The following is a 25,440-nucleotide window of genomic DNA, read 5'->3' as shown; positions in this document are numbered from 1 at the left end:
CCGAGCGCCGATCAGTGAGCGAACCGGCAGCTGCGTCCCGGCACCAGCGGCACCACATGAGGGTGCCTCCCCACTGGGACTAGCAGCGAGGAGGCTGACATGCAGTCTGCCACCAGCACCACCCTGCCCGAAACCCCACTCAACGACGTCACGGCCGGCATCGATTGGGCCGTGGATGACCACGCCGCGTGCATCGTCGACGGCCGCGGCCGCGAAATAGCGCGCGTCATGGTCGAACACACCACGACCGGCCTGCGCGACCTGGTCATCTTCCTGGCCAAGCACGGCGTCGATGAGGTCGCCATCGAACGACCCGACGGGCCGATCATCGACGTCCTCCTCGAGGCCGAACTGACGGTGGTGGTGATCAGCCCCAACCAGGTCAAGAACCTGCGCGGCCGGTACGGCTCGGCCGGCAACAAGGACGACCGCTTCGACGCGTTCGTGCTCGCCGACACCCTGCGCACCGACCGGGCCCAGCTGCGCCGACTGGAGCCGGACACCCAGGCCACCACGGCGCTGCGCCGCGCCTGCCGCACCCGCAAGGACCTCGTGGCCCACCGGGTCGCCGCCGCCAACCAGCTGCGCGCCCACCTGAGCATCGTCTTCCCCGGCGCGGTGGGCCTGTTCGCCGACCTCGACTCCGAGATCAGCCTGGCCTTCATCGCCCGCTTCGATACCCAAGAGCGCGCCGACTGGCTCTCTCCCGCCCGGCTGGGCAAGTGGCTGGCCTCGGTCGGCTACAGCGGCCGCACCGACCCTGCCGTGCTCCACGCCCACCTGACCCAGGCACCCAGGGGCCTGACCGGCCCGGCGGCCACCGCCGAGGCCGGCAGCACCCACGCGATGATCGCGCTGCTGACGACCCTGGTCGAGCAGATCAAGATCCTGGGCCGCCAGATCGGCGACCAGCTCGACGCCCACGCCGACGGGCACATCTTCACCAGCCTGCCCCGCTCCGGACGCGTACGCGCCGCCCGGCTGCTGGCCGAGATCGGCGACTGCCGCGCCAAGTACCCCACCCCCGAATCCCTGGCCTGCCTGGCCGGCGTCGCGCCCTCGACCCGACAATCCGGCAAGATGCGCGTCGTCGGCTTCCGCTGGGCCTGCGACAAGCAACTGCGCGACGCCGTCACCGACTTCGCCGGCGGCAGCCGACACGCCAACCTCTGGGCCGCCGACCTCTACGACCGGTCCCGAGCCCGCGGACACGATCACGCCCACGCCGTGCGCATCCTCGCCCGCGCCTGGCTCTACGTCATCTGGCACTGCTGGCAAGACAACGCTGCCTACGACCCCGACAAGCACCACGCGCTCCAACGCGTCCTGACCAACCGACGAGCCACCCAAAACCAGGCGGCTTGACACAGGGCTTCTCATCGCGCGACCTCATTCTTCTCATCGAGGGTGAGTGGAGGCGTGGCTCCGCAGCACAGCGGTACATCGCAGTCCGCATCCATGCAGGGGACCCCGTCGTCGACCGCCAAGACCACGTCCATCAGCGACTCCAATGCCCGAGTCAGATGCGCGTCAGCGATCTCGTACCGGGTGCGACGCCCTTCCGGTGCGGTGACCACGATCCCGCAGCCGCGCAGACAGGCCAGATGATTCGAGACATTCGTACGGCTCAGATCGAGGTCACGCGCCAGCTCAGCGGGATAACTTGCCTCCCGCAGCAGCGTCACCAGGATCCGCGCGCGGGTCGGGTCCGCCATCGCCCTACCCAATCGATTGAGCACGTCCAGTCGAGCAGCATTGTTCAGCATGCAGTGACCATACATTGCCAACTGACTCATGGGCCAACCGCGTGGGTACCAACTCATCGTTCAATGGCGGTAGCATCGCTCCATGACGATCAATAGCCAGCATGAAAGTCCAGCTGCGATGGAGGTGTCTGACGCCTGCGCCGCCTTGTTCCACGCCTTGGCCGAGCCCACGCGCCTGGCGCTCCTGAAGCACCTCTCCAGTGGGGAACATCGGGTCCGTGACCTGGTCGACCACATGCACCTGGCTCAGTCGACGGTGAGCAAGCACTTGGCGTGCCTGCGGGACTGTGGGCTGGTGAGGGTGCGGACCGAGGGTCGCGCGTCGTGGATCTCGTTGACCGATCCGTCCCGACTGTCTGACCTTTTCGAAAGCGCGGATGCGCTACTGGCAGCGTCGGGCGCGGTGTTGTCCCTGAGCGAGCACCGTGACCACGACCAACTTGCGACCGAGGAGGTCTGATGGGATCCGACCACCACCACGGCCCGACGAATGGGCAAGCGAGCAGTGGCTTGCGCAACCGCCTTCTGCTTGCCTTCGGCATCACCTCGCTCATCGTCATCGCGCAGGCGATCGGGAGCGTCATCACCGGCAGCCTGGCGCTGCTGACGGACACTGCCCACGCTCTATCGGACTCCACCGGCCTGCTGGTCGCGGTCATCGCGGCCACCATGATGCTGCGGCCTCCGAGCAGCCAGCGCACGTGGGGTTTCGCGCGAATCGAGATCGTCGCTGCCCTGGGCCAAGCGGCGTTGCTGCTGGTGGTGGGTTCGTACGCGGCCATCGAAGGGGTCCGCCGACTGGTTGAGCCCACGCAGGTCCAAGCCAGGGAGCTGCTGCTCTTCGGCATCATCGGACTCGCGGCGAACATCGTCGCAATGGTGATCCTGTCCTCCAGCCGCGACGCGAACTTCAACATGCGCGCGGCATTCCTCGAAGTGCTCAACGACGCCTTGGGTTCCTTCGGGGTGATCGTGGCCGCCATCGTGATCGCCACCACAGGGTTCCAACGAGCGGACACCATCGCCGGGCTGTTCATCGCGGCCTTGATCCTCCCCCGCGCATACAAGCTCTTGCGCGAGACCGTGCGGGTGCTGATGGAGTTCACCCCGAAGGACGTCGACCTGGACGCCGTGCGGACACACATCCTTGAGCTGGAGCATGTTCGTGAGGTCCACGACCTGCACGCCTCCACGATCGGCACTGACCTGCCCGTCATCTCCGCGCACGTCGTGATCGACGACGAGTGCTTCGAGTCGGGCCACGCACCACAGATCCTGGAGCAGATCACTTCGTGTGTGAAGGAGCACTTTCCCGTTTCCTTCGAGCATGCCACCATCCAGCTCGAGACGGCCGCAGTACGAGCGCGAGCATGCACCTCGGTTCAACACACGTAGAGCGACCCGACCCATGAGCACGTCCGCCCACGCGCTCACCGAGAGCCACCCCCGCGTCCCCCTTGCCACTCTGGGCCAAGTGATTCAGCAACTGCTGTACAGTTCACCACATGCTAACCATTGCTTCTCGACTGGACGTCATGCGTCGTCTGGGCCGCGCGCTGGCCGACCCGACCAGATCCCGGATCCTCCTGACCCTGCTCGACAGCCCGGCCTACCCGGCAGAGCTGGCCCGGGACCTGGACCTGACTCGCTCGAACGTGTCCAACCACCTGGCCTGCCTGCGCGACTGCGGCATCGTCATTGCCGAGCACGAGGGCCGCAGGACGCGCTATGAAATCGTCGACTCACATCTCGCACAGGCACTGGCGGCGCTGGTCGACGTCACCCTGGCTGTCGACGACGGCGCCCCATGCATCGATCCAGGCTGCTTTGTCCCGGGCTGCTGTGCAGGAGAGGTGGACGCCTGATGCTCACCACGACACTCCAGGCCATCGGCCTGTTCATGGCCACCAACATCGACGACATCATCGTGCTGTCACTCTTCTTCGCTCGAGGCGCGGGCCAGCGCGGCACCACCACCCGCATCCTGGTCGGCCAGTACCTCGGGTTCGCCGGCATTCTCGGCGCGGCAGTGCTGGTGACCGTTGGCGCCGGTGCCTTCCTGCCCTCCGGGGCCATTCCCTACTTCGGGCTCATCCCTCTGGCCCTCGGGCTCTGGGCTGCGTGGAACGCCTGGCGCGGCGACGATGACGATGACGACGACGCGAAGGTCGCCGGCAAGAAGATCGGCGCGTGGACCGTCGCCGGTGTCACCTTCGCCAACGGCGGAGACAACATCGGCGTCTACACCCCCGTCTTCCTCAGCGTGGACCCCCTAGCGGTCGTCGCCTACTGCATCGTCTTCCTCGCGCTGGTCGCCGTCTTGGTCGTACTCGCCAAATTCGTCGCCACCCGCCCACCGATCGCTGAGATCCTCGAACGCTGGGAACACATCCTTTTCCCCATCGTCCTCATCGGCCTCGGCATCGTCATCCTCGTCACCGGCGGAGCATTCGGTCTCTAGCGAAGACAGGATCGGTCAGGTCCGTGGCGGTCCGCCGGACGACCATCACCGCGCACCCGTCAACATGCGGTGAAGACATGAACGATCCGTGAAGGTCGCCAGCGAGATTGTCAGGTGGCTCCGACGATGCTGGGGTCACCACCCGAGGCGGGCAGCCAGCTCTTCGGCTGTCAGATCTCGGTCGGCATAGATCAGGCGCACGGCGTCCGGGTTGGGGTTGCCCTCGTCCGGGGCGCGGTACTGCCGGGTCATGCCCAGCTTGGTGGCGACTCGCTCGGACGCGATGTTGTGCTCGAGGAGCCACGCGATGACCGGCGACTCAGGAGCGATCTCGCGGGCTGCCGCGAGCGCGGGACGCGAGGCCTCGGTGCCCACACCCGCACAGCGGGCGTCCGGGGCGATGCCGTAGCCGAGGTTCCACCAACCACCCGGCCGCAGCCAGCACCCCGCGTTGCCGAGGAAGGCACCGTCCTCGAGCGAGCGCACGATCCACGGTCCCAGCCCGTCGCTCTCCCACCCATCCATCCAGCCGGCGAGCATGACGAAGGTCGTGCGCTCATCCGTCTGCAGGTCCTCCGGGGAATGCGCCCAGGTCCGCGGGTCCGAGTAGATGGCGTGCAGGTCCGACAGGTCGTCGATGGTCGGGATGTCGAGCCGGAGCCGCTCGGTGCGCACGTGCTGCAGGTCGCTCATGCGGGAGCGATGACAGCGAAACCGAGGTCGCGAGACGCCTCAGCCATGCGGTGGTCGTAGGTCACGATGGCGTCGGCTCCGATGCGTATGGCTGCCGCGAGATGCAGTGCGTCGAGCGATCTCAGGTGGGCCCCACCCAGCAGCCCTGCCTCGCGGAAGAGCGATGTCGGCACCTCGAAGAGGTTCACCCGCTCGATCAGCTGGGTCACCATCTCCTGGGTGAGGTCACCCCTTCGTTGCGCTGCCCGACGCAGCTCCGTCTCGAGCAGCAGGCAGGCCACGAGGTCGGGGGTCTCTGTGTCCAGGTGATCGACCAGCACGCTCGATTCCCGCTCGTCGATCACGAGCTTCAGGGCAGCCGAGGTGTCGAGGTACCACGAGCTCACCGCTCGCCCCGCAGGTCGTCGAGGAGTTCTTGGGTGGACTCGGTGGCACGGACCCGGCGGATCTCGGCGAAGGGCGATCGCTTGGTTGCTGGCCGCAGACACCGCAGGTCCGTCTGCCCGGTGAAGGGTGACAACCGCGCCACGGGGACCCCACGTCGGGTCACCGTGTAGCTCTCGCCCTGTTCGACACCGCGCATGATCTCTGCGTTGTCGTTGCGCAGTTCCCGCTGGCTGATCGTGGTCATGAACCAACTGTAGCGTGCTGTAGCACAAGCAGGCAGCGGTCGAGCGTGTGGACGGTCCGGCGCGCGTTGTCGGTCTGCGCGGATACGGTCTGACCGTGGCACTTCACCTCCACCGCGCGCAGCGCACCGACACCCTCGCCGACGAGCTCGGCGAGCTGCTGTCGAGCCCGCTGCCGGACCCCTTCGCTCAGGAGGTCGTCGTCGTGCCCGAGCAGGGCATCGAGCGGTGGCTGGCCCAGCGGCTCTCCCACCGCCTTGGTACGGGCGAAGGGGGGCACGACGGGGTGTGCGCCGGCGTCACCTTCCTGCGCCCCCGCTCCCTCGTCACGATGCTCACCGGCCGCGACGACGACGACCCGTGGCTGCCGCAGCACCTCGTCTGGCCGCTCCTCGAGGTCATCGACGCCTCGCTCGGGCAGCCGTGGTGCGTCGCGCTGAGCCGCCACCTCGGCCACGGCACCGCGCCGGGCGACCTCTTCGACGTGCGGGCCGGACGGCGATACTCCGTCGCCCTGCGGCTGGCCCGGCTCTTCCACCGCTACGGGCAGAGCCGACCCACGATGCTCACCGACTGGCGCGAGGGCCGTGACACCGACGGGGCCGGCCACCCCCTCGACGCCGACCTCACCTGGCAGGCCGAGCTGTGGCGGCGACTCGTCACGGCCGTCGACGCTCCCCCGCCAGATGTGCGGCACGCCGAGACCGTCGCCCGGCTGCGCGATCTTGCCCCCTCTGGTGGGGGCGACGGCCTCGACCTGCCCGAGCGCCTGTCGCTCTTCGGTCACACGAGGCTGGCCGTCACCGAGGTCGAGCTGCTCGAGGCCCTCGCCCTCTCCCGCGATGTCCACCTGTGGCTGCCGCAGCCGTCGACCGACCTGTGGGAGCGGCTGGCGCCCGCCGCCTCCGAGGGCGTCGTGGCCAGGGTCGAGGACTCGACGAGCGAGCTCGTGCGCCATCCGCTGCTTGCCTCGCTCGGACGAGACTCGCGCGAGCTGGCGCGGGCGCTGGGGGCGGCTGCGTCGGTGGAGGTGGGAGGCGGTCCGCGGCCGAACCTCGACACCGCCCCGGGCTTCGAGGCTCCTCCGTCGCACCTCAGCCAGCGTTCGGTGCTCCAGTGGCTGCAGGCGGACCTGCGCGACGACCACGTACCCGACGAGGGCGAGCGACTGGCCCGCACCGTGCCGCAGGACGACCGGTCGATCCAGGTCCACGCCTGCCACGGCCCCGCCCGGCAGGTCGAGGTGCTGCGCGAGGTGCTCGTCGGGCTCCTCGACGACGACCCGACGCTCGAGCCGCGAGACGTGCTCGTCATGTGCCCCGATGTCGAGACCTATGCGCCGCTCATCGGGGCGGCCTTCGGCCTCGGCGACCACGGCACCGACGCCCAGGGCGTCGACACCCACCCGGCCCACCGACTGCGGGTACGCCTCGCCGACCGGTCGCTGCGGGCGACCAACCCGCTGCTCGCCGTCGCCGACCGGTTCGTCGGGCTGGCCGGGGGGCGGCTCACCGCCAGCGAGGTGCTCGACCTCGCGGCCAGCGAGCCGGTGCGCCGGCGCTTCCGGCTCGATGACGACGATCTCGCGACGATGACCCGATGGGTCGGTGACTCGGGCATCCGGTGGGGCTACGACCAGGCGGGGCGGGCCCCCTTCGCGCTGGACGTGGAGCCGCAGGGGACGTGGCGCTTCGGTCTCGACCGGCTGCTGCTCGGCGTCACCGTCTCCGCCGACGGGCCGCTGCAGGTGGGCGGAGTCATGCCGCTGGACGACGTCGGCAGCGGGTCGGTCGACCTCGTGGGCCGGGTCAGCGAGCTGCTCGCCCGCATCGGCGACGGCCTCGACCGGCTCGAGCGTGCCGGCACGGCAACGGAGTGGATGGACGGCCTCACCGAGACCGTCCTCGCGCTGACCGACGTCCCCACCCGCGAGCGCTGGCAGGTCGGCGACCTGCAGCGCACCCTCTCCTCCGCCGCGCGCCACGCCAGCGACGAGGTCCCACTGCGACTGGCCGACGTGCGCGTCCTGCTCGCCGACCAGCTCGCCGGCCGACCGAGCCGCGCCAGCTTCCGCACCGGGGGCCTCACGGTCTGCACGATGACGCCGATGCGCTCGGTGCCCCACCGCGTGGTGTGCCTGCTCGGCATGGACGACGACACCTTCCCCCGGCAGCAGAGCGTCGACGGCGACGACGTCCTCGCCCGACGTCCGCTGACCGGCGAGCGCGATGCCCGCAGCGAGGACCGCCAGCTCCTGCTCGACGCCGTCCTGGCCGCCCGCGAGCGCCTGGTCATCGCCTACACCGGCGCCGACGAGCACAGTGGCGAGCCCTGCCCGCCGGCCGTCCCCCTCGGCGAGCTCGTCGACGCCGCCCGGGAGACCACCGCCGCCCCGATCGACGTCATGCAGCACCCGCTGCAGCCCTTCGACGCGCGCAACCTCACCGCCGGCGGGGTCGGCGGGTCGCGCCCCTTCAGCTTCGACCGCTCAGCGCTGGACGCCGCCCGGGCCAGCGCCGGCCCTCGGACCGCACCCGGTCGGCTGCTCACCGCTCCTCTGCCCGCGCGCGCGATCGAGGACATCTCACTCGCGGACCTGATCTTGTTCTTCGACAACCCCGCTCGCGGGTTCCTGCGCGACCGGCTGCACGTGGGTGTCTCCCGCGAGGCCGAGGAGGTCAGCGACCGGCTGCCCATCGACCTCGACGGCTTGCAGAAATGGACCGTCGGCGATCGCGCCCTGCGGGCCCGCATCGCCGGACACGACCCGCGCTCGATCTACCGGGCCGAGCTGCTGCGCGGTGAGCTGCCACCCGCCGGCCTCGGCGAGGCGACCCTCGAGGAGATCGGCCGCGCCGTCGAGCTGCTGATGGGCCAGCTCGCCCTCGGCCCGCCCGAGGACCCCCGCTCGGTCGACGTCGAGGTCACTCTGCCCGCAGACGTGCGACTGACCGGCACCGTCGACGGTGTGCGCGGCCTGCACGTCGTCGACGCGACCTACTCTCGGCTGGGCCCCAAGCAGCTCATGGCCTCGTGGATCCGGCTGCTCGCGCTGACCGCCGGCGGCACCGACGACGAGGGCTGGCAGGCATCGGCCCTCGGCAAGGGCTCGCGCGGCAAGGTCGCCCGCACCAGCTACGGCGCCCTTCCGCAGGCTGCGGCCCGCTCCCACCTGGCTGCCCTCATCGACGTCTACTCCCTCGGCCAGACCGCGCCCCTCCCCCTGCCGGTCAAGACCGCCCACGCATGGATGCAGGTCGTCCACCGCAACCCCACCCACCGGCGAGCCGCCACGCAGAAGGCCGTCGGCGAGTGGCTGCCCAACCAGAAGTTCGGCTTCCCCGGCGAGCGTGACGACGCGTGGTGGCGTCTCGTCCACGGGAGCGATGCTCCCTTCGAGGTGCTGCTCGAGGCACCGGCCGGCCCGGGGAGCGACCTGGCCACCCTGGCACCGAAGATCTGGGCCCCGGCCCTCGACAACGTCGGGAGCACCTCATGAGCGCCGGCTTCAGCACGAGCGAGCTGACCCCCTTCGACATCACCGCGGACCTGCCCACCGGCACGGTCCTGCTCGAGGCGAGCGCGGGGACCGGCAAGACGTGGACCATCGGGGCCCTCGTCGCCCGGCACATCGCCGAGGGGGTGGTGCGGCTCGAGGACATGCTCGTCATCACCTTCGGTCGGGCCGCCTCCCGCGAGATGCGCGAGCGGGTCCGTGAGCACCTGCGCCACGTCCACCGGCACGTCGCCGACCCGAGCCTGCCGACGCCCGACCCCGTCGTCGCGCTCCTGCGCGAGGGCACCGACGAGCAGGTCGCCGAGCGGGCCCGCCGGCTGCGCGACGCGCTCACCCACTTCGACGCGGCGACGATCGCGACGACCCACCAGTTCTGCCAGCTGGTGCTGCGCGGGCTCGGTGTCGCCGGCGACTCCGACCCCCACTCCCGGCTCGTCGACGACCTGTCCGACCTGCGCGACGAGGTCGTCGACGACCTCTACGTCCGCGGCTTCGCCCAGGGCGGACCGCCCGCCTTCACCCGGCAGCGCGCCGGGGAGATCGCCCGCGCCGTGACCGACAACCCGCACGCCCAGCTCGACCCCAGCGTCCTCGAGGGTGGGACCGCGGACGCGCGCAGCTTGCGCTTCGCCCATCTCGTGCGCGCCGAGCTCGACCGTCGCAAGCGCCGGCAGGGCGTCCTCGGCTACGACGACCTGCTCTCCCACCTGGCCACGGCCCTCGAGGACGAGGACTCGCCCGCTCGCGAGCGGATGCGCCAGCGGTGGAAGGTCGTGCTCGTCGACGAGTTCCAGGACACCGACCCCGTCCAGTGGCAGATCCTCGACCGCGCCTTCAGCGGCCACAGCACCCTCGTCCTGATCGGCGACCCCAAGCAGGCGATCTACGGGTTCCGCGGCGGCGACGTCGACACCTACCTGACCGCCTCCGAGAGCGCGACCACCAGGCACACGCTCGGGGTCAACCACCGCTCCGACGGGCCGCTGGTGCGCAGCCTCGGGGTCCTGCTCGGCGGGGCCGAGCTCGGCGACTCCGAGATCGTCGTGCACCCGGTGAGCGCTGCCCACGAGGGGTCGCGCCTCGGGGTCGCCGACGGCATCGCTCCCGACGGGCTGCTCGCCCCGGTGCGGCTGCGCGCCCTGCCCAGCGAGCGGGTCCTGCCTCCCGGCGAGCGCTCGGTGTCGATCGGCACCGTGCGCCCGATCGTCGCGGCCGACTGCGCCGCCGAGATCACCCGGCTGCTCACGGGCCGCACGACCTTCGACGGGCGACTCCTGCGCGCCGGCGACGTCGCCGTCCTCGCGCATACCCGCCGGCAGCTCGACGAGGTGCGCTCCGCCCTGACCGCCGTCGGGCTGCGCTCGGTCATCGTCTCCAGCGACAGCATCTACGACTCCCCTGCCGCCACCGCCTGGCTCACCCTGCTCGAGGCGATGGAGCTGACCCACCGACCCGAGCGGGTCCGCGCGGCGGCACTCACTCCCTTCGTCGGCCTGGGTGCCCGCGAGCTCGACGACCGCGGCGACGACGTCACCGAGGAGGTCGCCCACCGGCTGCGGACCTGGGCCGCCCTGCTCGGGCGGCGAGGCGTGGCAGCGGTCCTCGCCGCCGCCACCGCTGACGGGATGGACGCCCGCGTCCTCTCCCGCACCGACGGCGAGCGCCTCCTGACGGACCTGCGCCACATCGGCGAGACCCTCCACCAGCGGGTCGTCACCGAGGACGACGGGCTGGCCTCGCTGACCGCGTGGCTGCGTGAGCGCATGGGCGCGACCCGCAAGGAGGAGCGCGCCCGCCGTCTCGACAGCGACGCCGACGCCGTCCACCTCGCCACGATCCACGCGAGCAAGGGGCTGCAGTACCCGATCGTCATGCTCCCCTTCGTCTGCGACCGCTGGCTGCCGCGCCCGGACGTGCTGCACTTCCACCGCGCCGACCGCACCCGCTGCCTCGACATCGGGATCAGCTCCGACGAAGGCCGCCAGGACCGCCTCGACCGGGCCGCGGCGGAGGAGAGCGGCGAGTCGCTGCGACTGCTCTACGTGGCGATGACCCGTGCCCAGAGCCAGGTCGTCACGTGGTGGTTCCCCTCGGCCACCAACACCGGGCCCTCCTCGCTCCACCGGGTCCTCCTCGGTCGCTCGCAGGGCCAGGGGCCGGTCCCGCGCACCCACCCCGTCCCCGGCGACGCGACGCTCCAGGACCAGCTGACCCAGTGGGAGCACCGCGGCGCCCTGCGCGTCGAGTACGTCGACCAGCCGTCACCCGTGCCGATGGCCCGGCCCGAGACGACCACCGACCTGTCGGTGCGCGGCTTCACCCGCACCGTCGACGACGACTGGCGGCGCACCTCCTACACCGCCCTGACCCGACCGCTCGACGACGTCACCCACGCCGGAGCAGACACCCTCGTGGCCAGCGAGCCGGAGGTCACCGACCGTCAGGACGACGAAGGGAGCGCCCCTCTCGCCGTCGTCGGCGACGGGTTCGCCCCCTCTGGAGGGGGCGAAGGGCTCGCCCCCTCGGCAGGGGACGACGGGCTCACCCCGGAGGGCGGGGGCACGCACATCCCCTCGCCCATGGCCGACCTGCCGGTCGGCGCGGGCTTCGGCTCGCTCGTGCACGCGGTGCTCGAGGAGGCCGATGCACAGGCACCGGACCTGCTCGCCGAGCTGCGGGCCCACGTCGAGGAGCAGATCATCGCGTGGCCCGTGCCCGACCTCGATCGTGATGCCCTCGCCGAGGCCCTCGTCGAGGTGGTCCGCACCCCCCTCGGGCCGCTGGCCCCGGGCACGAGCCTGGCCGACATCGGGGCACGGGACCGTCTGTGCGAGATGGAGTTCGAGCTGCCGCTGGGTGGCGGCGACGACGCGCCGTCACCGTCGGCCGCGCAGGCGGTGCTGGGCGACCTCGCGACCCTCATGCGCGAGCACCTGCCGGCTGACGACCCGGTCCTGCCCTTCGCCGACGTGCTCGACAACCCGCTCCTCGGTGACCAGTCGCTGCGCGGCTACCTCACCGGCTCGGTCGACATCGTGCTGCGCGTCGGGCAGCGCCACCTCGTCGTCGACTACAAGACCAACTGGCTCGGGCCCGTCGACACCCCGCTGACGACGCAGCACTACGACCCCGCCGCCCTGCGCGAGGCGATGAACCACTCCTCCTACCCGCTCCAGGCGATCCTCTACGGGGTCGTGCTGCACCGCTTCCTGCGGTGGCGCCAGCCCGGGTACGACCCGTCGGTGCACTTCGGTGGCGTGCTCTACCTCTACCTGCGCGGCATGGCCGGACCGGACACCCCCACCGTCGACGGGCACCCGACGGGCGTCTTCTCCTGGCAGCCGCCGATCGCGCTCATCGAGGGTGTGTCCGACCTGCTGGACGGTCGTCGGCCCGCGGCGGCCGGACCCTCGACCGCCACCCCCGAGGAGACGCCATGACCGAGATCCTCGACGGCTACGACCGGCGACTGGCGCGCACCGCGACCGGAGAGCTGGCGGACCTCAACGCCGCCGGCATCCTCGAGGCCGCCGATGTCCACGTCGCCACGCGCCTGGCCGAGCTCGTCGACGAGAGCGACCCACTCGCGCGGGTCACCCTCGCCCTCACGGTGCGGGCCGCCCGCGAAGGCTCGACGAGCATGGCGCCCGAGCACGCCCGTGAGCTCCTCGCCGCGGGAGCCACCGCCGGCGACTCTGGAGTCCAGGGCGGCACCGAGGCTGGCGGCGGGACCGCGCGGGATGGCGAGTCCGAGGGTAACGGCGGGATCGAGAGTGACGGTGGGATCGAGGGGACGAGCACAGCCTCCCCCTTCGAGCTGCCGCCCACCGACGCCTGGCTGGACCGGGTGCGCACCAGCGCCCTCGGTGAGGCGGGGGTGCTGCTCGTCGAGCACGGCCTGGTCTACCTCGACCGCTACCACCGCGAGGAGGTCCAGGTCGCCGACGACCTGGCCCGCCGGGCTGCGGCGCCGCAGCCGAGCATCGACGCGCAGATGCTCCAGGACGGGCTCGACCGGGTCTTCGCCGAGGCGACCTGGTCCGAGCAGCGGTCGGCCGTGCAGGCTGCTGCCGGGCGGCTCACGACGGTCCTCGCCGGCGGCCCCGGCACCGGCAAGACCTCGACCGTCGCCGGGCTGCTGACCCTGCTGCTCGAGCAGGCCGAGTCGAGCGGCCACCGGCCCCGCATCGCGCTGGCCGCGCCCACGGGCAAGGCGGCGGCCCGACTGCGCGAGTCGGTCCTCGGCTCGCTGGCCGGGCTGCCCGCCCAGGACCGTGACCGGCTCGGCAGCGACATCGAGGCGGTCACCATCCACCGCCTGCTCGGCTGGCGCCCCGACAGCGGCAACCGGTTCCGGCGGGACCGGCGCAACCCCCTTCCCCACGACATCGTCATCATCGACGAGGCGTCGATGCTCTCCCTCACCCTCACCGCACGCCTGCTCGAGGCGCTTCGGCCCACGACCCGGCTGCTCCTCGTCGGCGACCCCGACCAGCTGGCCTCGGTCGAGGCCGGCGCGGTGCTCGCCGACCTCGTCGCGGGTTACGGCGAGAGCGGACCCGTGGTCCGGCTGAGCACCTCGCACCGATTCGGCCAGGAGATCGGCGAGCTGGCCGAGGCCGTCCGGGTCGGTGACGCCGACCGGGTCCTCGAGCTGCTCGATGCCGCCGCTCCCGGCGGCCCGGTCGAGCACCTGCCCGTGGACGACGTGCTCGGGGCCGACGAGGTCCTGCGGCCCAGGCTGGTCGAGCACGCGGCCCGACTGCGTGACCTCGCGCTGGCCCGTCGGCACGCCGACGCCCTGCGCGCCCTCGGCGAGCACCGCCTGCTGTGCGCCCACCGCGATGGCCCCTGGGGCGTCGGCCCGTGGAACGACCGCGTCGAGCGCTGGCTCGGTGAGACCACCGACTACGCCGGACGCCAGGTCCTCGGACGCCCGCTGCTCGTCACGACCAACGACCGTGGCCTCGGCCTCTACAACGGCGACACCGGCGTGATGTCCCTGCGCGAGGACGGTCGGGTCGTCGGTGTCTTCGGTGAGCCGACCGCTCCCCAGGTGCATGCCGTCTCCACCCTCGGTGAGGTCGACACGGCGCACGCGATGACGATCCACAAGAGCCAGGGCAGCCAAGCCCGGTCGATCACCGTGCTGCTGCCCGACGCGGACTCCCGGCTGCTCACCCGAGAGCTGCTCTACACGGCGATCACCCGCGCCCAGGAGTCGATCACGCTCGTGGGATCGCACGAGGCGATCCGGGCGGCCGTCACCCGCCGCACCCAGCGGGCGACCGGCCTGCGCCACCGGGTCTGACCGCTCGACGAGACGGACCCGGTGGCCCGATCTGCGTGGGTCTACCGGGGCGCGTCCGCAGGCTCCGAGTAGATGACCCGCAGGTCCTCGAGGACGACCGGCATGTCCGGGGCGAAGCCCCGGTCGTGGCTCGCGTGCTCGGTGAAGAAGGCTTCGTGCACCTGCCGCCAGTGGTCGAGCGAGCGGTCGCCCTCCCCTTCGGCCCTGGCGTGCTCCTCGTCCACCTGGTCGAAGGGGACGGTCCGCACCCGGCTCGTCACGACGAGGGCCCGCGGGGCTCCCCGCCCGTCGGTGACGATGCCGAGGGTGCCCTCGGTCGGGAGGTCCTCCCCTTCGGCCTCGTAGTCCCACAGCGCCGACGACGTCGAGGTCTTGGTCCCATCGATCACGAGGGCGAGCAGCTCGTCCGCCTGCTCCGGGGTCGCGCCGAAGGCCCAGGCCGGTGGGCGCAGGAGCGCCATCGGGCTCTCACCCATGTACGAGTTCACCGTCGCAAGCTCGGCGTGCCGCTGCGCGCGCTGCCAGAAGGCCTCGATGTCATCCATCTGCCCATCATGCCCCCGGCAGGCGCGCCTGCGGGCGAGGCCGCGTGCGTCACGGAGGGAGGCGAGCACCGTGGCACGCTGACCGCATGACCACGCCATCCCACCCCTCACGCAGCGACACCCCGACGAAGGGGGCCTTCCCCTCGTGGTCGGCACCCGCCGGCGAGATCGTCGGTCGCCGCGACGGCGCGGTGCTGCGGGCCGGTGGGATCCGCTACGCCAGGGCCGCACGGTTTGCCCCACCCGTGGCCGAGGCACCGGTCGAGCGCATCGACGCCACCGGCCCGTCGCCGGCCTGCCCGCAGCCCCGGGTGGAGTTCCTCGAGGAGGTCCTCGGCCTCGTCCCGGGCGAGCTGCCCTTCGACGAGGACTGCCTGCGGCTGTCGGTGACCGTCCCCGCCGACCTGGGTGGCGACGAGACCCTGCCGGTCATGGTGATGATCCACGGCGGCTCCTACGTCTCGGGCGCCGGTGACCTGGAGATCTACGACCCCGCGGTCCTCGTCGTCGAGCAGCGGGTGGTCGTCGTGCGCGTGACCTACCGCCTCGGCCTGCTCGGCTATCTCGGCGACGGCGCGACCCGCCCCGCCAACCTCGGTCTCCTCGACCAGATCGAGGCGCTGCGGTGGGTGCGCGCCAACATCGCGGCCTTCGGCGGCGACCCGAGCGAGGTCACCCTCTTCGGTCAGTCCGCGGGCGGCGACGCGATCGCGCACCTGATGATCGCCGAGGGCGCCGACGGGCTCTTCCGCCGCGCCATCATCCAGAGCCCACCGATCGGCGTCATGCCCGGACGGTCGGCGATGACGGACGCGATGATGCGGGTCGCGCAGTCCCTCACGATCGAGACCGACATCGACGACGTGCTCAGCGCGCAGCCGTCGGTCGAGCCCTCGATCGCGCGCCACGGAATCGCTGCCGGCATGCCCTTCGGCGTGCAGTACGGCCACCACCCGCTGCCCGCCGAGGAGGACCTCGACGCGGCCTGGCGCGAGGCCGCGCAGCGGGTCGACGTGCTCATCGGGTCCACCGACCGCGAGGCCTCGCTCTTCCTGGGCAAGGCGCTCGGTGACCGGGCGCTGAGCCCGTGGCTGGCTCCCTTCGTCCAGCGGGTCGGGCAGGCGCTGACCGACCGGATCTACGGCAACGGCATCCTCGACTTCGCCGAGCGGCACCACCGGGCCGGCGGGCGCGGACAGCGCTACCTCATCACCTGGGGCGTCTCCGGCAACCCCTATGCGGGCGCACACACCATCGAGCTCCCCCTGCTCCAGGGACGCCTCGAGACCTGGTGGGGCGCCGACCTGATCGAGGGCGTCGACCCGGACGACTTCGAGCGATCGGGTCGGCGGCTGCGGCAGGTCTTCGCCGACTTCGCCCGCACCGGTGACGTCGGCGTGATCAGCGAGCCGGGGCTCATCGAGGTCCGCGAGCTGCCCTCGCGCTGACTCCCCGCCACCCACCGCGGACAGGCAGACGCCCCCTTCGTCCGTGGGGGGAGCTCGGACGAAGGGGGCGTCAGTCGTGGGGCGGGAGGCTCAGGAGCCGTAGACCGAGCGGATCCCGTCACGGTCGGTGGAGGTCATGCTCAGGTCGTCGCTCGACCCGTTGCACTGCGGGTAGTGCATGATCGACGCCGAGTCGTAGGGGGTCAGCGGACGCCAGTTGTTGTCCTCGAAGCAGGTGCCTGCCTCCGGTCGGGTGTGCTCGTGGCGGAAGCCGAGGGTGTGGCCGAGCTCGTGGGCGAGGATGTTGCTCGGGGTCCACGAGCCGGCGTTGAAGAGCTGGTTGGTGCTCACCAGGACGTTGCGGCTGCGCTTGGGGGTGCTGGGGAAGAAGGCCCGCGCGATGTAGCTCGTCGTGTTGGTCGGCTCGACGGAGAAGAGGACGTTGCTGTTGCGGGTGGTGCACTTGCCGTCCTGCGCGGCGACGTGGGTGAAGTTCACGCCGGAGCTGGCGGCCTCCCACTGGGCTGCCCCGCTGGCCATCGCGGCAGCCACCGCGTCGTGATCGGTCCCGAACTTCGTGCTCACGCAGTAGGTGAGGTTCTTGGCCTGGGTCGCGGTCCAGACGTCGTCCTTGCCGTAGACGGTGTTGACGATGAGCTGGTTGTCCTGCCCCGGGCTGACCATCCCCTGGTAGAACTCGCGCAGCTGCTTCTCGCCGGACACCGGGATGTCGCCGTTGACGATGTACTGCTGGTCGGCGTCCTGGAGCGTCTGCGACTTGAAGTCCTGGTAGGTCGGCTCCTCGGTCACCCCGGCGTACCCGACGCTGGCGGCCCCCAACGAGACGGTGGCGGCGAGAGTCAGGACGGTTGCTGCACGCTTCATGCGATTCACCCTTCGACGAGTCCCGGGGCGCGGTCGCGCCGACCGGGTGGTGGGAATCTATGACCGCGGGGGCGCGCACTCCACCAGACTTCGGGTGAGGTTGTGCATGGGTTTGGTCAAGTCCTCGGGCCCTTGTCGTCGGGGCGAAATCCGCTCCGAGACAGCAGGATGCCCCCTCGCGACGGGGAGGAGATCCATCGCGAAGGGGCATCCCTTCAGGGGTGGTTCCGAGCCCGGGGAGACTCAAGAACCAGTGATCGGGTGGACCCCCTCGCGGTCCGCCCGATCAGGTCTCGTGCACGATGTCGACGCTACGCGCCGACCGCGTCACGACTCCATCCCCGGGGCGTCAGGGTTCCGGCAGGAGACGTGCGGACTTCGTCAGGACCGAAGGGAGGTCAGCTCGCCCGACCCACGAGGCCGGCGAGGATCTCGAGGGTGCGCACCCGCTCGTCGAGACCGGGTGCCGGGTTGGTGAGGATCAGCTCGTCCGCGTCGGCGAGCGCGGCGAAGTCGCTCAGCCCCGACGCGACCTGCTCCGGGTCGCCGACGATCGTGTGGGTGAGCATGTGGCGGGCCTGGGCCCCGACCGCGCTGTCCATGAGGGCGGTGACCATGTCCTCGTCGAGGCTGCCGCTGCCGACCCGGCCGGCGAGCATCCGCACCCGGGCACGCAGCACCTTGTCGGCGAGCTCGGTGGCGGTCGCGGAGTCGTCCGCGGCGACGACATTGGCCGCGGCGATGACGTACGGGCTGCTCAGCTGCTCGCTCGGGGTGAAGCGCTCGCGGTAGACCCGCACGGCCTGCTGCAGCGCGTCGGGGGCGAAGTGGCTCGCGAAGGCGTAGGGCAGACCGTAGGCCGCAGCCAGCTGCGCGCCGAAGAGCGAGGAGCCGAGGACATAGAGGGGCACCCGCGTCCCGCGGCCGGGGTAGGCGTGGATCCCGTCGATGAGGGTGTCGCCGGAGAGATAGCCCTGCAGCTCACGCACGTCCTGGGGGAAGGACTCCGCGGCCCGCGGGTCCGTGCGCAGCGCGCGCATCGTGGCGCCGTCGGTGCCCGGGGCGCGGCCGAGACCGAGGTCGATGCGGTCGGGGTAGAGCTCGGCGAGGGTGCCGAACTGCTCGGCGATGACGAGCGGCGAGTGGTTGGGCAGCATCACCCCGCCGGAGCCGACGCGGATCCGCTCGGTGCGCGCCGCCACGTGGGCGATGAGCACGGAGGTCGCGGCGGACGCGATGCGCGACATGTTGTGGTGCTCGGCGAACCACAGCCGCTCGAAGCTCCCGAGCTCGTCGGCGCGCTGCGCCAGGGTGACGGTGTCGGCGAGCGCCTCGCTGATCGGCTGGTCGCGGCCCACGGTGGCCAGGTCGAGGAGAGAGAGTTTGGGGAGCACGCCCGCGACAACCCCGGCAGCGCGGCGGGTATTCCCCGACGACACCCTCGACGACCCCGGCGAAGGGGGGTTGTCGGGGGCAGCGCCTACCCTCCTGCTCATGGACATCGGGGAGGCGCGGCGCATGGGTCGCGCACTCATGGACGAGCACGGCCTGGAGGACTGGCGGCTCGTCGTCGACCGCGCCAAGAAGCGCGCGGGGGTCTGCCGCGCGGCGGAGCGCACGATCGGCCTGAGCGGCCCCCTCACCGCACTGCACTCGCCGGAGCAGGTCCGCGACACCGTCCTGCACGAGATCGCACACGCTCTCGTCGGGCCCCGGCACGGCCACGGGCCGAGGTGGCAGGCGATGGCCAGCAGCATCGGAGCCGCACCGGAGCGGTGCCTGCCGCAGGACGCCCCGAGCGTCCCCGGCGCCTGGGTGGGCACCTGCCCGGCCGGCCACACCATCGACCGGCACCGCCGCCCGTCACAGGTCACCTCGTGCCGTGAGTGCAGCCGCTCCTTCAGCGCGCAGGCCATCTTCACCTGGACCCACCACGGCGTCGCGGCCCCGATGACACCGGCCTACCGCCGTCAGCTGGCGACACTGCGCGCCACCGCCGACCGCGGCGGCAGCGGTGACCTCGTCAGCATCGGCGACCGCGTGCGGGTCCTCACCCCCGGCCGCTACCAGGGCTTCGTCGGGGTGGTCGTCAAACGGGGCCGTACCCGCTTCCACGTGCGCGGCTCGGGGTCCCTGCTCACCGTCCCCTTCGACCACGTCGAGGCGGCACAGGTCCCCCGGGTGCAGGAGATCTGGCGAAGTCGTGGTTGGCTGGAGGGGTGAACGTGCGCGAGATCCTGCCCCCCGGCCTCGACCTGCCCGCTGACGGCACGGTCACGATGTTTTCCACGACGTGGTGCGGCTACTGCCGTCGGCTGAAGTCGCAGCTCGACCGTGAGGGCATCGGATACACCGAGATCAACATCGAGACGACGCCCGGCACCGCCGAGCTGGTCAAGACGATCAACCGTGGCAATCAGACGGTGCCGACGCTGCTCTACCCCGACGGCTCCTCCGCGACCAACCCGTCGCTGGCCGACGTCAAGAAGGCGCTGGGCTGACATGGCCCGTCTGTCGCCCGCCACCCGCACCGCCGTGGGCACGACGCTCGCCGGGACAGCACTGTCGGCGCTGTCCACCGCGCCGCACCAGCTGAGCCACCTCTTCCGCGGTCGCTTCCCGGCGGTCGCCGTCACCGGCATGACGGGTGTCGGCAAGACCCGCCTGGCCGACCGGCTCGCCCGGCGCGCCTCCGCCGAGAGCACCGTCGAGGTCGGCTCCGCCACGATGGAGCGCCGCACCCGCCGCTCGGCCAAGGGCAAGGGCTTCCGCTTCCGCGTGGTCCCCGGCGACAACGCCGCGACCCGGCTCGGCGCCCTCGACGAGGTCTTCCACGACGACCCGGTCGACGGGATCCTGCACGTCGTCGCCAACGGCTACGCCACCCCCCGCCGACCTGCGGGCACGACCGGCACGGCCGTGGCCACCCGCGAGGAGCAGCTGGCCGCCGAGCTCGAGGACTGGACCATCACCTCGCACCGGATCGCGTCGATGGCCCTGCGCCGTGACCGCCCGGTGTGGCTGGTCATCGTCGTCACCAAGGCCGATCTCTTCCCCGACGGGGTCGAGGACGCGGTCCGCTACTACTCCCCCGGCAGCGGGTCTCCCTTCGCCGTCAAGCTCGACGAGCTGCGCTCCCTCGCCGGCGGGGCACGCCTGTCCGTCGACGTGCTGCCGATGTGCACCGAGCCGGGCGAGGCGTCCGGCAAGGCCGCCCGCAAGGACGCCGGCAAGCGCTGCAGCGCGATGCTCGCCGCCCTCGAGTCGCGCATGGCCCAGCTCAGCGGTCACGTCTGAGCCTCCACACCCCTTCGCCCCGCTCCCCCTTCGCTCCACCCCCCCTTCGCCGGGTGGAGGTATGCGCGCCGACGAATCATCCGCGGGTCTGCCTCCACCCGAGGCGCGGGCACGGGCGAACGGGGCGGGTGGATGTCGACACGCCGACCTTTCGTCCGCGCGTTTACCTCCACCCGGCGCCCCTCAGAACGTGTGGCGAAGGGGGTAGCCGCTCACCCCGACGTCGTCCGTCCTGGTGGCGAGCAGGTGGGTCAGCTGGACGTCGTTGCGCTCGAAGCCGATGCGCGAGCCGACCATGTACAACCCCCACAGGCGGGCGGTCCCCTCACCGACCTCGGCGACGGCCTCGTCCCAGTTGTCCACGAGGTTGTCGACCCAGCCGGCGAGCGTGCGCGCGTAGTGCATGCGGAAGTTCTCGGCGTGCTGCATCTCCAGGCCCGCGTCCTGGAGCTGGACGAGCAGCGTGCCGGCACCGGTCAGCTCCCCGTCGGGGAAGATGTAGCGGTCGATGACCGCCCCGGTACGCGTGGCGCGGTTGTGGTCGCGCGTGATGCAGTGGTTGAGCAGCCGACCCTGGGGCCGCAGCTTGCCACGCAGCGCCGCGAAGTACGCCGGGTAGTTGCGGATGCCGATGTGCTCGGTCAGACCGATCGAGCTGACCGCGTCGAAGTCCCCCTCGGGCACGTCGCGGTAGTCCATGAATCGCACCTCGGCGAGGTCACCGAGACCCTCGCGGTCGATGGCCCGCTTGGCCCAGTCGGCCTGCGCCTGCGAGAGGGTCACGCCGAGCGCCTTGACGCCGTGGTGCTTGGCCGCGTGGATCACCATGCCGCCCCAGCCGCAGCCGACGTCGAGCAGCCGCTGCCCGGGCTGCAGGTCGAGCTTGCGGGCGATGAGCTCGTACTTGTGGGCCTGCGCCTCCTCGAGCGTCGCGTCGGCGGTGGGGTAGACCGCGCACGTGTAGGTCATCGACGGGCCGAGGATCATCTCGTAGAAGCGGTTGGACACGTCGTAGTGGTGGTGGATCACCTCGGCGTCGCGGGCCCGGCTGTGCCGCATGCCCTCGACGACGCGGCGCCAGCGCGGCAGGTGCTCCTGGGGCGGGATCGGCGGCGGGTTGAGCTTGTCCCACCCGATCCCGCGGATCAGCTCCAGGGCCTGCGCGGGACCGGGGATGCGCCACCGGTCAGTACTGCTCATCAGGTCGAGCACCGGGTAGAGGTTGCCGGGGTGGAAGCCCGTGCCGACGAGGTCGCCGGCCACCCAGGCCCGGGCGAAGCCGAGGTCGCCGGGCGCGGTGAGCAGGTAGCGCAGACCCCGCTCGTTGCGCAGCTCGAGCCCGATGTCGGCGTCGACGGGGCCGGCGGAGCTGCCGTCGTAGGCCGTCAGCCGCACCGGGAGGTCGGCGGGCATGATCCCCGCCAGTGCTTCAGCAATCTTGATCGTGCTCACCTGGTCTGCACCACCTTGTCGTAGAGGTCGGTCAGTCGGCCGGCCGGGTCGTAGCGTCGCCGCACCTCAGCGAGGTTGGCGCCGTCGTAGAGCTCGTCGAAGACGTCTCGTGGGTAGAAGGCCTCGGAGTACAACGACTTGTGCCCGCCGAGCTCGTGCACCTTGGCCTCGACGGCACGGTTGGTCGGCCCCTCCGGGGCGTCGTCACCGACGTGCACCGTGCCCCAGAAGCCGACGTTGACGTAGGTGCGGCCCGGGTCGAGGGGGTAGGAGGGCCACGTGCGGGCACCGTCGGCACCCTCCCGGAGGCGAAGGGGGCACAGCCACACCGGTCGCATCCCCACCTGGGCGTCGAACCACTCGAGGAACTCGGGGAGGCGCTCGCTGAGCACCTCGATGTCCTGGATGACCCGCTCGCGCTGCGGCCGTCCGGCCCTGCGGTCCAGCCTCCCGACGACGTCGAGGCGCCGGTCCAGCCCGACGAGTCGGTGGTAGACGTCGGAGCGTCGCCACCGGCGGGGCCAGAGTCGACGGATCGCCGGGCGGTGCAGTCCGAAGGCACCGGAGCACCAGAACCAGTCGGTGTCCCACCGCCACAGGTAGTCGTGCATCGTCAGCAGGTCGGTGCTGCGCTCCTGCAGCGAGCGGTAGAAGATCTGCTGGCCCGTGTAGTCACTCGTGGGCCGCGCGTCGTGCGTCCACGTGGCCAGCGTCAGGTAGATCTCGTCGGGCGCGAAGGCGACGCCGTCGAGCGCGTCCACCCGCACGCCCTCGTGCTCACCGGCGTCGACGATCGCGTCGATGGCGTCGGTCGCGGCCCGTGCGTCGTGGAAGCGCAGGTGCCGCAGGGCGACCCGTGGGGGCACGGCCTCCAGCTCGATGTGCAGCCGCACGGCGTAGCCGAGCGAGCCGTAGGAGTTGGGGAAGGCGAAGAAGAGGTCCGAGTGCTCGTTGTCGGGTCGCGCGGTCACGACCTCACCGGACCCGGTGAGCACGTCCATCTCGAGGACCGACTCGTGCGGCAGGCCGTTGCGGAAGCTGGTCGCCTCGATGCCCAGCCCGGTGACCGCGCCCCCGAGCGTGATCGTGCGCAGCTGGGGCACGACGAGCGGGATCAACCCGTGCGGCAGCGTGGCGGCGACGAGGTCCTCGTAGGTGCACATGCCCTGCACCTGCGCGGTCCGGGAGGTGGGGTCGACCTCGATGACGCCGGCCAGCCCCGAGACGTCGAGACCGGCCACGTCGGTCGCGGCACGGTGGCGGAAGAGGTTGGAGGTGCGCTTGGCCAGGCGCACGGGGGAGCCGGCCGGGATCGAGTCATGGGAGCGCACGAGCCGGTCGACGGCGTCCCGGTGTGCCTGCCATCCAGTTGTCTGCATCGCACACACAATCTACTCCGGGTGCTGCGCGTCAGTACAGCGGGTTGTCCTGCTGCTCGCCCCGGGCGAAGCGGGCGACGGCGGCCAGGCACTCGCTCGGCGACTGCCACAGGTCGTTGTGCGTGCGACCGGGCACGACCACGCGCAGCGCCGACGCCAGACCCCGCTCGAGCTGTGCGCTCATCGCCGGCGGGACGAGGTCGTCGAGCTCACCGTGGACGAGCATCGTCGGCACCTCGATCCGCTCGAGCAGGCCGTCGGTCTCCCACCGGTCGGGGACGAGCCGGCGGGGGAAGCCGCGCACCACCCGCTGGACCATCGCGGTCATCGACGTGAAGGGGGAGACGAGGACGAGGCGGCCACTCCCTTCGTCATCGGTGAGCAGGCCCTCCGCGGCGAGGTGGGCCGCCACCGACGAGCCGAGCGACTCGCCCACGAGGACGGTGCGCTCCGCGGGAAGGGAGAGGTGGGCCAGCCCGTCGCGGGCAGCCGAGAGGATCCCGTCCTGGGTGGTGCGGCCGGTCGCGGGCCCGTAGCCGGGGTACTCGACCGCGGCGAAACCCAGTCCCTGCTCGTCGAAGAGGCCCGCGAGCGGGTTGGCCGACGCGAGGTCGGAGCCGTTGCCGTGCAGGTAGACGACCGTGCGACCGCCCTCGGGGGCGGGGTGGTGGACCAGGTGGGTACCGCCCTTCGTCGTGGTGACGGGCAGAGCGATCGCCGGGTCCCAGGCGGGGACGGGGTAGATCAGGCGGCGCAGCATCAGATCTCCTGCAGCTGCTCGACCGGCTGGCCGTCGCCGGGGTCGGGATCTGGCAGCACCTCGTCGTGGTCGATGAGGTAGACCGTGTAGCCGTCGAGCCGCAGCCGGCGCAGGGCCTCGAGGAGCATGTGCCGGGCCGGGCCGCCCACCGAGCTGACGTGGGTGAGGTCGACGACGATCGTCCGCTCGACCGGCTCCTCCTCCGCAAGGCGCCGCACGACCCGCTCGGCACCGGTGAACCCGATGGTCCCGGCCAGCTCGAAGACCCGCACGGCCTCCTCGCCCTCACCGACGACTCGCGAGCGCTGGATGACCGAGCGCGCGGGTGGGGCGACCTCCATGAGGTGCAGACCCATGTCGTGGGAGAGCCGCTCGAAGGTCTCGATCCCGCGCACGCTGCTGCCGTGCGGGTCCAGCCGCGGGGCGAAGGTCGCGATCCCGACCTGGCCGGGCAGCGCGCCGATGATCCCGCCGCCCACCCCGCTCTTGGCCGGGATCCCGACGTTGGAGACCCAGTCACCGGCCGAGTCGTACATGCCGCAGGTGAGCATGACCGAGAGCAGGTGACGCACCTGGTGACCGGAAAAGATGCGCTGGCCGGTCACCGGCTGCACCCCCGCGTTGGCCAGCGTCGCCGCCATCATCGCGAGGTCCTCGGCCGTGACGAGCACGGCGCACTGGCGCACGTAGGCGGAGACGACCTCCTCGGGCGAGTCGCTGATGATGCCGTGGCTGCGCAGCAGGTGCGCGATCGCCAGGTTGCGGTCACTCACCGACATCTCCGAGGCCCACACCTCCTCGTCGACCGAGAGCTCGCGACCGGCGAGGTCGCACAGCAGCCGGTGGATCTCCTCGAAGCGACCCGCGGAGCTCACCCCGTCGCCGCCGACGAGGGCGTGGGTGGTGATCGCTCCGGCGTTGATCATCGGGTTGCGCGGTCGCCCGGTGCCGTCCTCGAGCGACAGCTCGTCGAAGGGGTCGCCGGACGGCTCGACGTCCACCTTGCGCAGCACCTCGGTCAGGCCCCGCTCGCGCACCGCCAGCCCGTAGACGAAGGCCTTGGAGATCGACTGGATGGTGAACTCGTGACGGGCGTCCCCGACGGAGTACAGCGCGCCGTCGATCGTCGCCATCGCGACGCCGTAGCGGTCCGGGTCGACCGAGGCCAGCTCCGGGATGTACGAGGCCGGCTCGCCGGAGGTCAGCGACGCGCAGGCTTCGGCGACCTCGGCCAGGTAGTCGGGCACGGGGTTGTCCATGCGGCCGATCCTGTCACGCGACACCCGGCTCGTCGGAC

The 25,440-nt window shown here is 71.5% G+C and carries 23 protein-coding genes; 12 read left to right on the top strand and 11 right to left on the bottom strand.

Annotated features, from left to right (window positions below; all coding sequences use genetic code 11):
- The first annotated feature begins 99 nt into the window (after positions 1–99).
- Positions 100–1,365 (top strand): IS110 family transposase, encoded by a 1,266-nt coding sequence (locus EXU32_RS16615; RefSeq protein WP_130630897.1) that lies wholly within the window; start codon positions 100–102, stop codon positions 1,363–1,365.
- A gap of 11 nt (positions 1,366–1,376) precedes the next feature.
- Here the strand turns inward: EXU32_RS16615 and cmtR (EXU32_RS16610) are convergent, their stop codons facing one another.
- Positions 1,377–1,766, bottom strand: coding sequence for a Cd(II)/Pb(II)-sensing metalloregulatory transcriptional regulator CmtR (cmtR, locus tag EXU32_RS16610; RefSeq protein ID WP_130630896.1), 390 nt, complete (start codon positions 1,764–1,766; stop codon positions 1,377–1,379).
- 82 nt (positions 1,767–1,848) lie between these two features.
- Between cmtR (EXU32_RS16610) and EXU32_RS16605 the strand changes: the two genes are divergently transcribed.
- The 4 genes from EXU32_RS16605 (at position 1,849) to EXU32_RS16590 (ending at position 4,227) form a co-directional block, all read left to right on the top strand.
- Entirely contained in the window at positions 1,849–2,226 is a 378-nt protein-coding gene (locus EXU32_RS16605) for an ArsR/SmtB family transcription factor (RefSeq protein WP_130630895.1), read from the top strand.
- Positions 2,226–3,161 (top strand): cation diffusion facilitator family transporter, encoded by a 936-nt coding sequence (locus EXU32_RS16600; RefSeq protein ID WP_130630894.1) that lies wholly within the window; start codon positions 2,226–2,228, stop codon positions 3,159–3,161. The genes EXU32_RS16605 and EXU32_RS16600 overlap by 1 nt, the downstream gene beginning before the upstream one ends.
- Positions 3,162–3,271: 110 nt before the next feature.
- Positions 3,272–3,631, top strand: coding sequence for a Cd(II)/Pb(II)-sensing metalloregulatory transcriptional regulator CmtR (gene cmtR / locus EXU32_RS16595; protein ID WP_130630893.1), 360 nt, complete (start codon positions 3,272–3,274; stop codon positions 3,629–3,631).
- Positions 3,628–4,227 (top strand): cadmium resistance transporter, encoded by a 600-nt coding sequence (locus EXU32_RS16590; RefSeq protein ID WP_130631255.1) that lies wholly within the window; start codon positions 3,628–3,630, stop codon positions 4,225–4,227. Before cmtR (EXU32_RS16595) ends, EXU32_RS16590 begins: the two co-directional genes overlap by 4 nt.
- Before the next feature lie 135 nt (positions 4,228–4,362).
- Here the strand turns inward: EXU32_RS16590 and EXU32_RS16585 are convergent, their stop codons facing one another.
- From EXU32_RS16585 to EXU32_RS16575, 3 genes are read right to left on the bottom strand one after another with little or no spacing between them, the layout of a single operon-like run.
- Positions 4,363–4,920 (bottom strand): GNAT family N-acetyltransferase, encoded by a 558-nt coding sequence (locus EXU32_RS16585; RefSeq protein ID WP_130630892.1) that lies wholly within the window; start codon positions 4,918–4,920, stop codon positions 4,363–4,365.
- A complete protein-coding gene (locus tag EXU32_RS16580; RefSeq protein ID WP_130630891.1) occupies positions 4,917–5,306 on the bottom strand; it encodes a type II toxin-antitoxin system VapC family toxin in 390 nt (129 codons plus the stop codon). Before EXU32_RS16580 ends, EXU32_RS16585 begins: the two co-directional genes overlap by 4 nt.
- Positions 5,303–5,551 carry a type II toxin-antitoxin system Phd/YefM family antitoxin gene (locus EXU32_RS16575; protein ID WP_130630890.1) on the bottom strand — a complete coding sequence of 83 codons (249 nt, stop codon included), beginning with the start codon at positions 5,549–5,551 and terminating at the stop codon, positions 5,303–5,305. Before EXU32_RS16575 ends, EXU32_RS16580 begins: the two co-directional genes overlap by 4 nt.
- Positions 5,552–5,646: 95 nt before the next feature.
- Between EXU32_RS16575 and recC the strand changes: the two genes are divergently transcribed.
- Genes recC through recD form a run of 3 tightly spaced genes read left to right on the top strand, consistent with a single transcriptional unit; the run spans position 5,647 to position 14,377 of the window.
- Complete coding sequence (gene recC, locus EXU32_RS16570) at positions 5,647–9,048, top strand: exodeoxyribonuclease V subunit gamma (RefSeq protein ID WP_207233838.1); 3,402 nt, start codon at positions 5,647–5,649, stop codon at positions 9,046–9,048.
- Complete coding sequence (locus tag EXU32_RS16565; protein WP_130630889.1) at positions 9,045–12,506, top strand: UvrD-helicase domain-containing protein; 3,462 nt, start codon at positions 9,045–9,047, stop codon at positions 12,504–12,506. The genes recC and EXU32_RS16565 overlap by 4 nt, the downstream gene beginning before the upstream one ends.
- Positions 12,503–14,377 (top strand): exodeoxyribonuclease V subunit alpha, encoded by a 1,875-nt coding sequence (recD, locus tag EXU32_RS16560; protein ID WP_130630888.1) that lies wholly within the window; start codon positions 12,503–12,505, stop codon positions 14,375–14,377. The genes EXU32_RS16565 and recD overlap by 4 nt, the downstream gene beginning before the upstream one ends.
- A 41-nt stretch (positions 14,378–14,418) precedes the next feature.
- On the opposite strand, the gene EXU32_RS16555 is transcribed toward recD, so the two are convergent.
- The gene (locus tag EXU32_RS16555; RefSeq protein WP_130630887.1) at positions 14,419–14,922 is read right to left on the bottom strand and encodes an ASCH domain-containing protein; all 504 of its coding nucleotides are present in this window, start codon (positions 14,920–14,922) and stop codon (positions 14,419–14,421) included.
- Between the two features lie 86 nt (positions 14,923–15,008).
- Between EXU32_RS16555 and EXU32_RS16550 the strand changes: the two genes are divergently transcribed.
- Positions 15,009–16,370: a carboxylesterase family protein gene (locus EXU32_RS16550; protein ID WP_130630886.1), complete on the top strand. Its 1,362-nt coding sequence runs from the start codon at positions 15,009–15,011 to the stop codon at positions 16,368–16,370.
- Positions 16,371–16,460: 90 nt separating this feature from the next.
- Here the strand turns inward: EXU32_RS16550 and EXU32_RS16545 are convergent, their stop codons facing one another.
- Positions 16,461–17,255, bottom strand: coding sequence for a M57 family metalloprotease (locus tag EXU32_RS16545; RefSeq protein WP_130630885.1), 795 nt, complete (start codon positions 17,253–17,255; stop codon positions 16,461–16,463).
- Positions 17,256–17,653: 398 nt separating this feature from the next.
- Complete coding sequence (locus EXU32_RS16540) at positions 17,654–18,649, bottom strand: LLM class flavin-dependent oxidoreductase (protein WP_242612829.1); 996 nt, start codon at positions 18,647–18,649, stop codon at positions 17,654–17,656.
- A 100-nt stretch (positions 18,650–18,749) separates the two neighbouring features.
- On the opposite strand from EXU32_RS16540, the gene EXU32_RS16535 reads away from it, so the two are divergent.
- From EXU32_RS16535 to EXU32_RS16525, 3 genes are read left to right on the top strand one after another with little or no spacing between them, the layout of a single operon-like run.
- Positions 18,750–19,478 (top strand): SprT-like domain-containing protein, encoded by a 729-nt coding sequence (locus EXU32_RS16535; RefSeq protein ID WP_130630884.1) that lies wholly within the window; start codon positions 18,750–18,752, stop codon positions 19,476–19,478.
- A gap of 56 nt (positions 19,479–19,534) precedes the next feature.
- The gene (locus EXU32_RS16530) at positions 19,535–19,756 is read left to right on the top strand and encodes a mycoredoxin (protein ID WP_130631252.1); all 222 of its coding nucleotides are present in this window, start codon (positions 19,535–19,537) and stop codon (positions 19,754–19,756) included.
- Position 19,757: 1 nt separating this feature from the next.
- Positions 19,758–20,552: a GTPase domain-containing protein gene (locus EXU32_RS16525; RefSeq protein WP_130630883.1), complete on the top strand. Its 795-nt coding sequence runs from the start codon at positions 19,758–19,760 to the stop codon at positions 20,550–20,552.
- A 183-nt stretch (positions 20,553–20,735) separates the two neighbouring features.
- Here the strand turns inward: EXU32_RS16525 and EXU32_RS16520 are convergent, their stop codons facing one another.
- Genes EXU32_RS16520 through EXU32_RS16505 form a run of 4 tightly spaced genes read right to left on the bottom strand, consistent with a single transcriptional unit; the run spans position 20,736 to position 25,402 of the window.
- On the bottom strand, positions 20,736–22,004 hold the full coding sequence (locus tag EXU32_RS16520; protein WP_242612828.1) for an SAM-dependent methyltransferase: 1,269 nt from the start codon (positions 22,002–22,004) through the stop codon (positions 20,736–20,738).
- A complete protein-coding gene (locus EXU32_RS16515; RefSeq protein WP_130630882.1) occupies positions 22,001–23,383 on the bottom strand; it encodes an FAD-binding oxidoreductase in 1,383 nt (460 codons plus the stop codon). Before EXU32_RS16515 ends, EXU32_RS16520 begins: the two co-directional genes overlap by 4 nt.
- A gap of 31 nt (positions 23,384–23,414) precedes the next feature.
- Positions 23,415–24,143 carry an alpha/beta hydrolase gene (locus tag EXU32_RS16510; RefSeq protein ID WP_130630881.1) on the bottom strand — a complete coding sequence of 243 codons (729 nt, stop codon included), beginning with the start codon at positions 24,141–24,143 and terminating at the stop codon, positions 23,415–23,417.
- The gene (locus EXU32_RS16505) at positions 24,143–25,402 is read right to left on the bottom strand and encodes a glutaminase (protein WP_130630880.1); all 1,260 of its coding nucleotides are present in this window, start codon (positions 25,400–25,402) and stop codon (positions 24,143–24,145) included. The genes EXU32_RS16510 and EXU32_RS16505 overlap by 1 nt, the downstream gene beginning before the upstream one ends.
- Between the last annotated feature and the right edge of the window lie 38 nt (positions 25,403–25,440).

Origin of the sequence: Janibacter limosus, from assembly GCF_004295485.1 — a bacterium.
Classification (GTDB): Bacteria; Actinomycetota; Actinomycetes; order Actinomycetales; family Dermatophilaceae; genus Janibacter; species Janibacter limosus_A.
The sequence above is the reverse complement of the archived record's forward strand: the minus strand, read 5'-3'. Positions and strand labels throughout refer to the sequence as shown.

Coding starts and splice junctions, on each gene's coding strand:
- EXU32_RS16505 (WP_130630880.1), bottom strand. CDS start 25,402: ATGGACAACCCCGTGCCCGACTACCTGGCCGAGGTCGCCGAAGCCTGC.
- EXU32_RS16545 (WP_130630885.1), bottom strand. CDS start 17,255: ATGAAGCGTGCAGCAACCGTCCTGACTCTCGCCGCCACCGTCTCGTTG.
- EXU32_RS16585 (WP_130630892.1), bottom strand. CDS start 4,920: ATGAGCGACCTGCAGCACGTGCGCACCGAGCGGCTCCGGCTCGACATC.
- recD (WP_130630888.1), top strand. CDS start 12,503: ATGACCGAGATCCTCGACGGCTACGACCGGCGACTGGCGCGCACCGCG.
- cmtR (WP_130630896.1), bottom strand. CDS start 1,766: ATGCTGAACAATGCTGCTCGACTGGACGTGCTCAATCGATTGGGTAGG.
- EXU32_RS16550 (WP_130630886.1), top strand. CDS start 15,009: ATGACCACGCCATCCCACCCCTCACGCAGCGACACCCCGACGAAGGGG.
- EXU32_RS16575 (WP_130630890.1), bottom strand. CDS start 5,551: ATGACCACGATCAGCCAGCGGGAACTGCGCAACGACAACGCAGAGATC.
- EXU32_RS16600 (WP_130630894.1), top strand. CDS start 2,226: ATGGGATCCGACCACCACCACGGCCCGACGAATGGGCAAGCGAGCAGT.
- EXU32_RS16565 (WP_130630889.1), top strand. CDS start 9,045: ATGAGCGCCGGCTTCAGCACGAGCGAGCTGACCCCCTTCGACATCACC.
- EXU32_RS16515 (WP_130630882.1), bottom strand. CDS start 23,383: ATGCAGACAACTGGATGGCAGGCACACCGGGACGCCGTCGACCGGCTC.
- EXU32_RS16605 (WP_130630895.1), top strand. CDS start 1,849: ATGACGATCAATAGCCAGCATGAAAGTCCAGCTGCGATGGAGGTGTCT.
- EXU32_RS16615 (WP_130630897.1), top strand. CDS start 100: ATGCAGTCTGCCACCAGCACCACCCTGCCCGAAACCCCACTCAACGAC.
- cmtR (WP_130630893.1), top strand. CDS start 3,272: ATGCTAACCATTGCTTCTCGACTGGACGTCATGCGTCGTCTGGGCCGC.
- EXU32_RS16555 (WP_130630887.1), bottom strand. CDS start 14,922: ATGGATGACATCGAGGCCTTCTGGCAGCGCGCGCAGCGGCACGCCGAG.
- EXU32_RS16525 (WP_130630883.1), top strand. CDS start 19,758: ATGGCCCGTCTGTCGCCCGCCACCCGCACCGCCGTGGGCACGACGCTC.
- EXU32_RS16510 (WP_130630881.1), bottom strand. CDS start 24,143: ATGCTGCGCCGCCTGATCTACCCCGTCCCCGCCTGGGACCCGGCGATC.
- EXU32_RS16530 (WP_130631252.1), top strand. CDS start 19,535: ATGTTTTCCACGACGTGGTGCGGCTACTGCCGTCGGCTGAAGTCGCAG.
- EXU32_RS16535 (WP_130630884.1), top strand. CDS start 18,750: ATGGACATCGGGGAGGCGCGGCGCATGGGTCGCGCACTCATGGACGAG.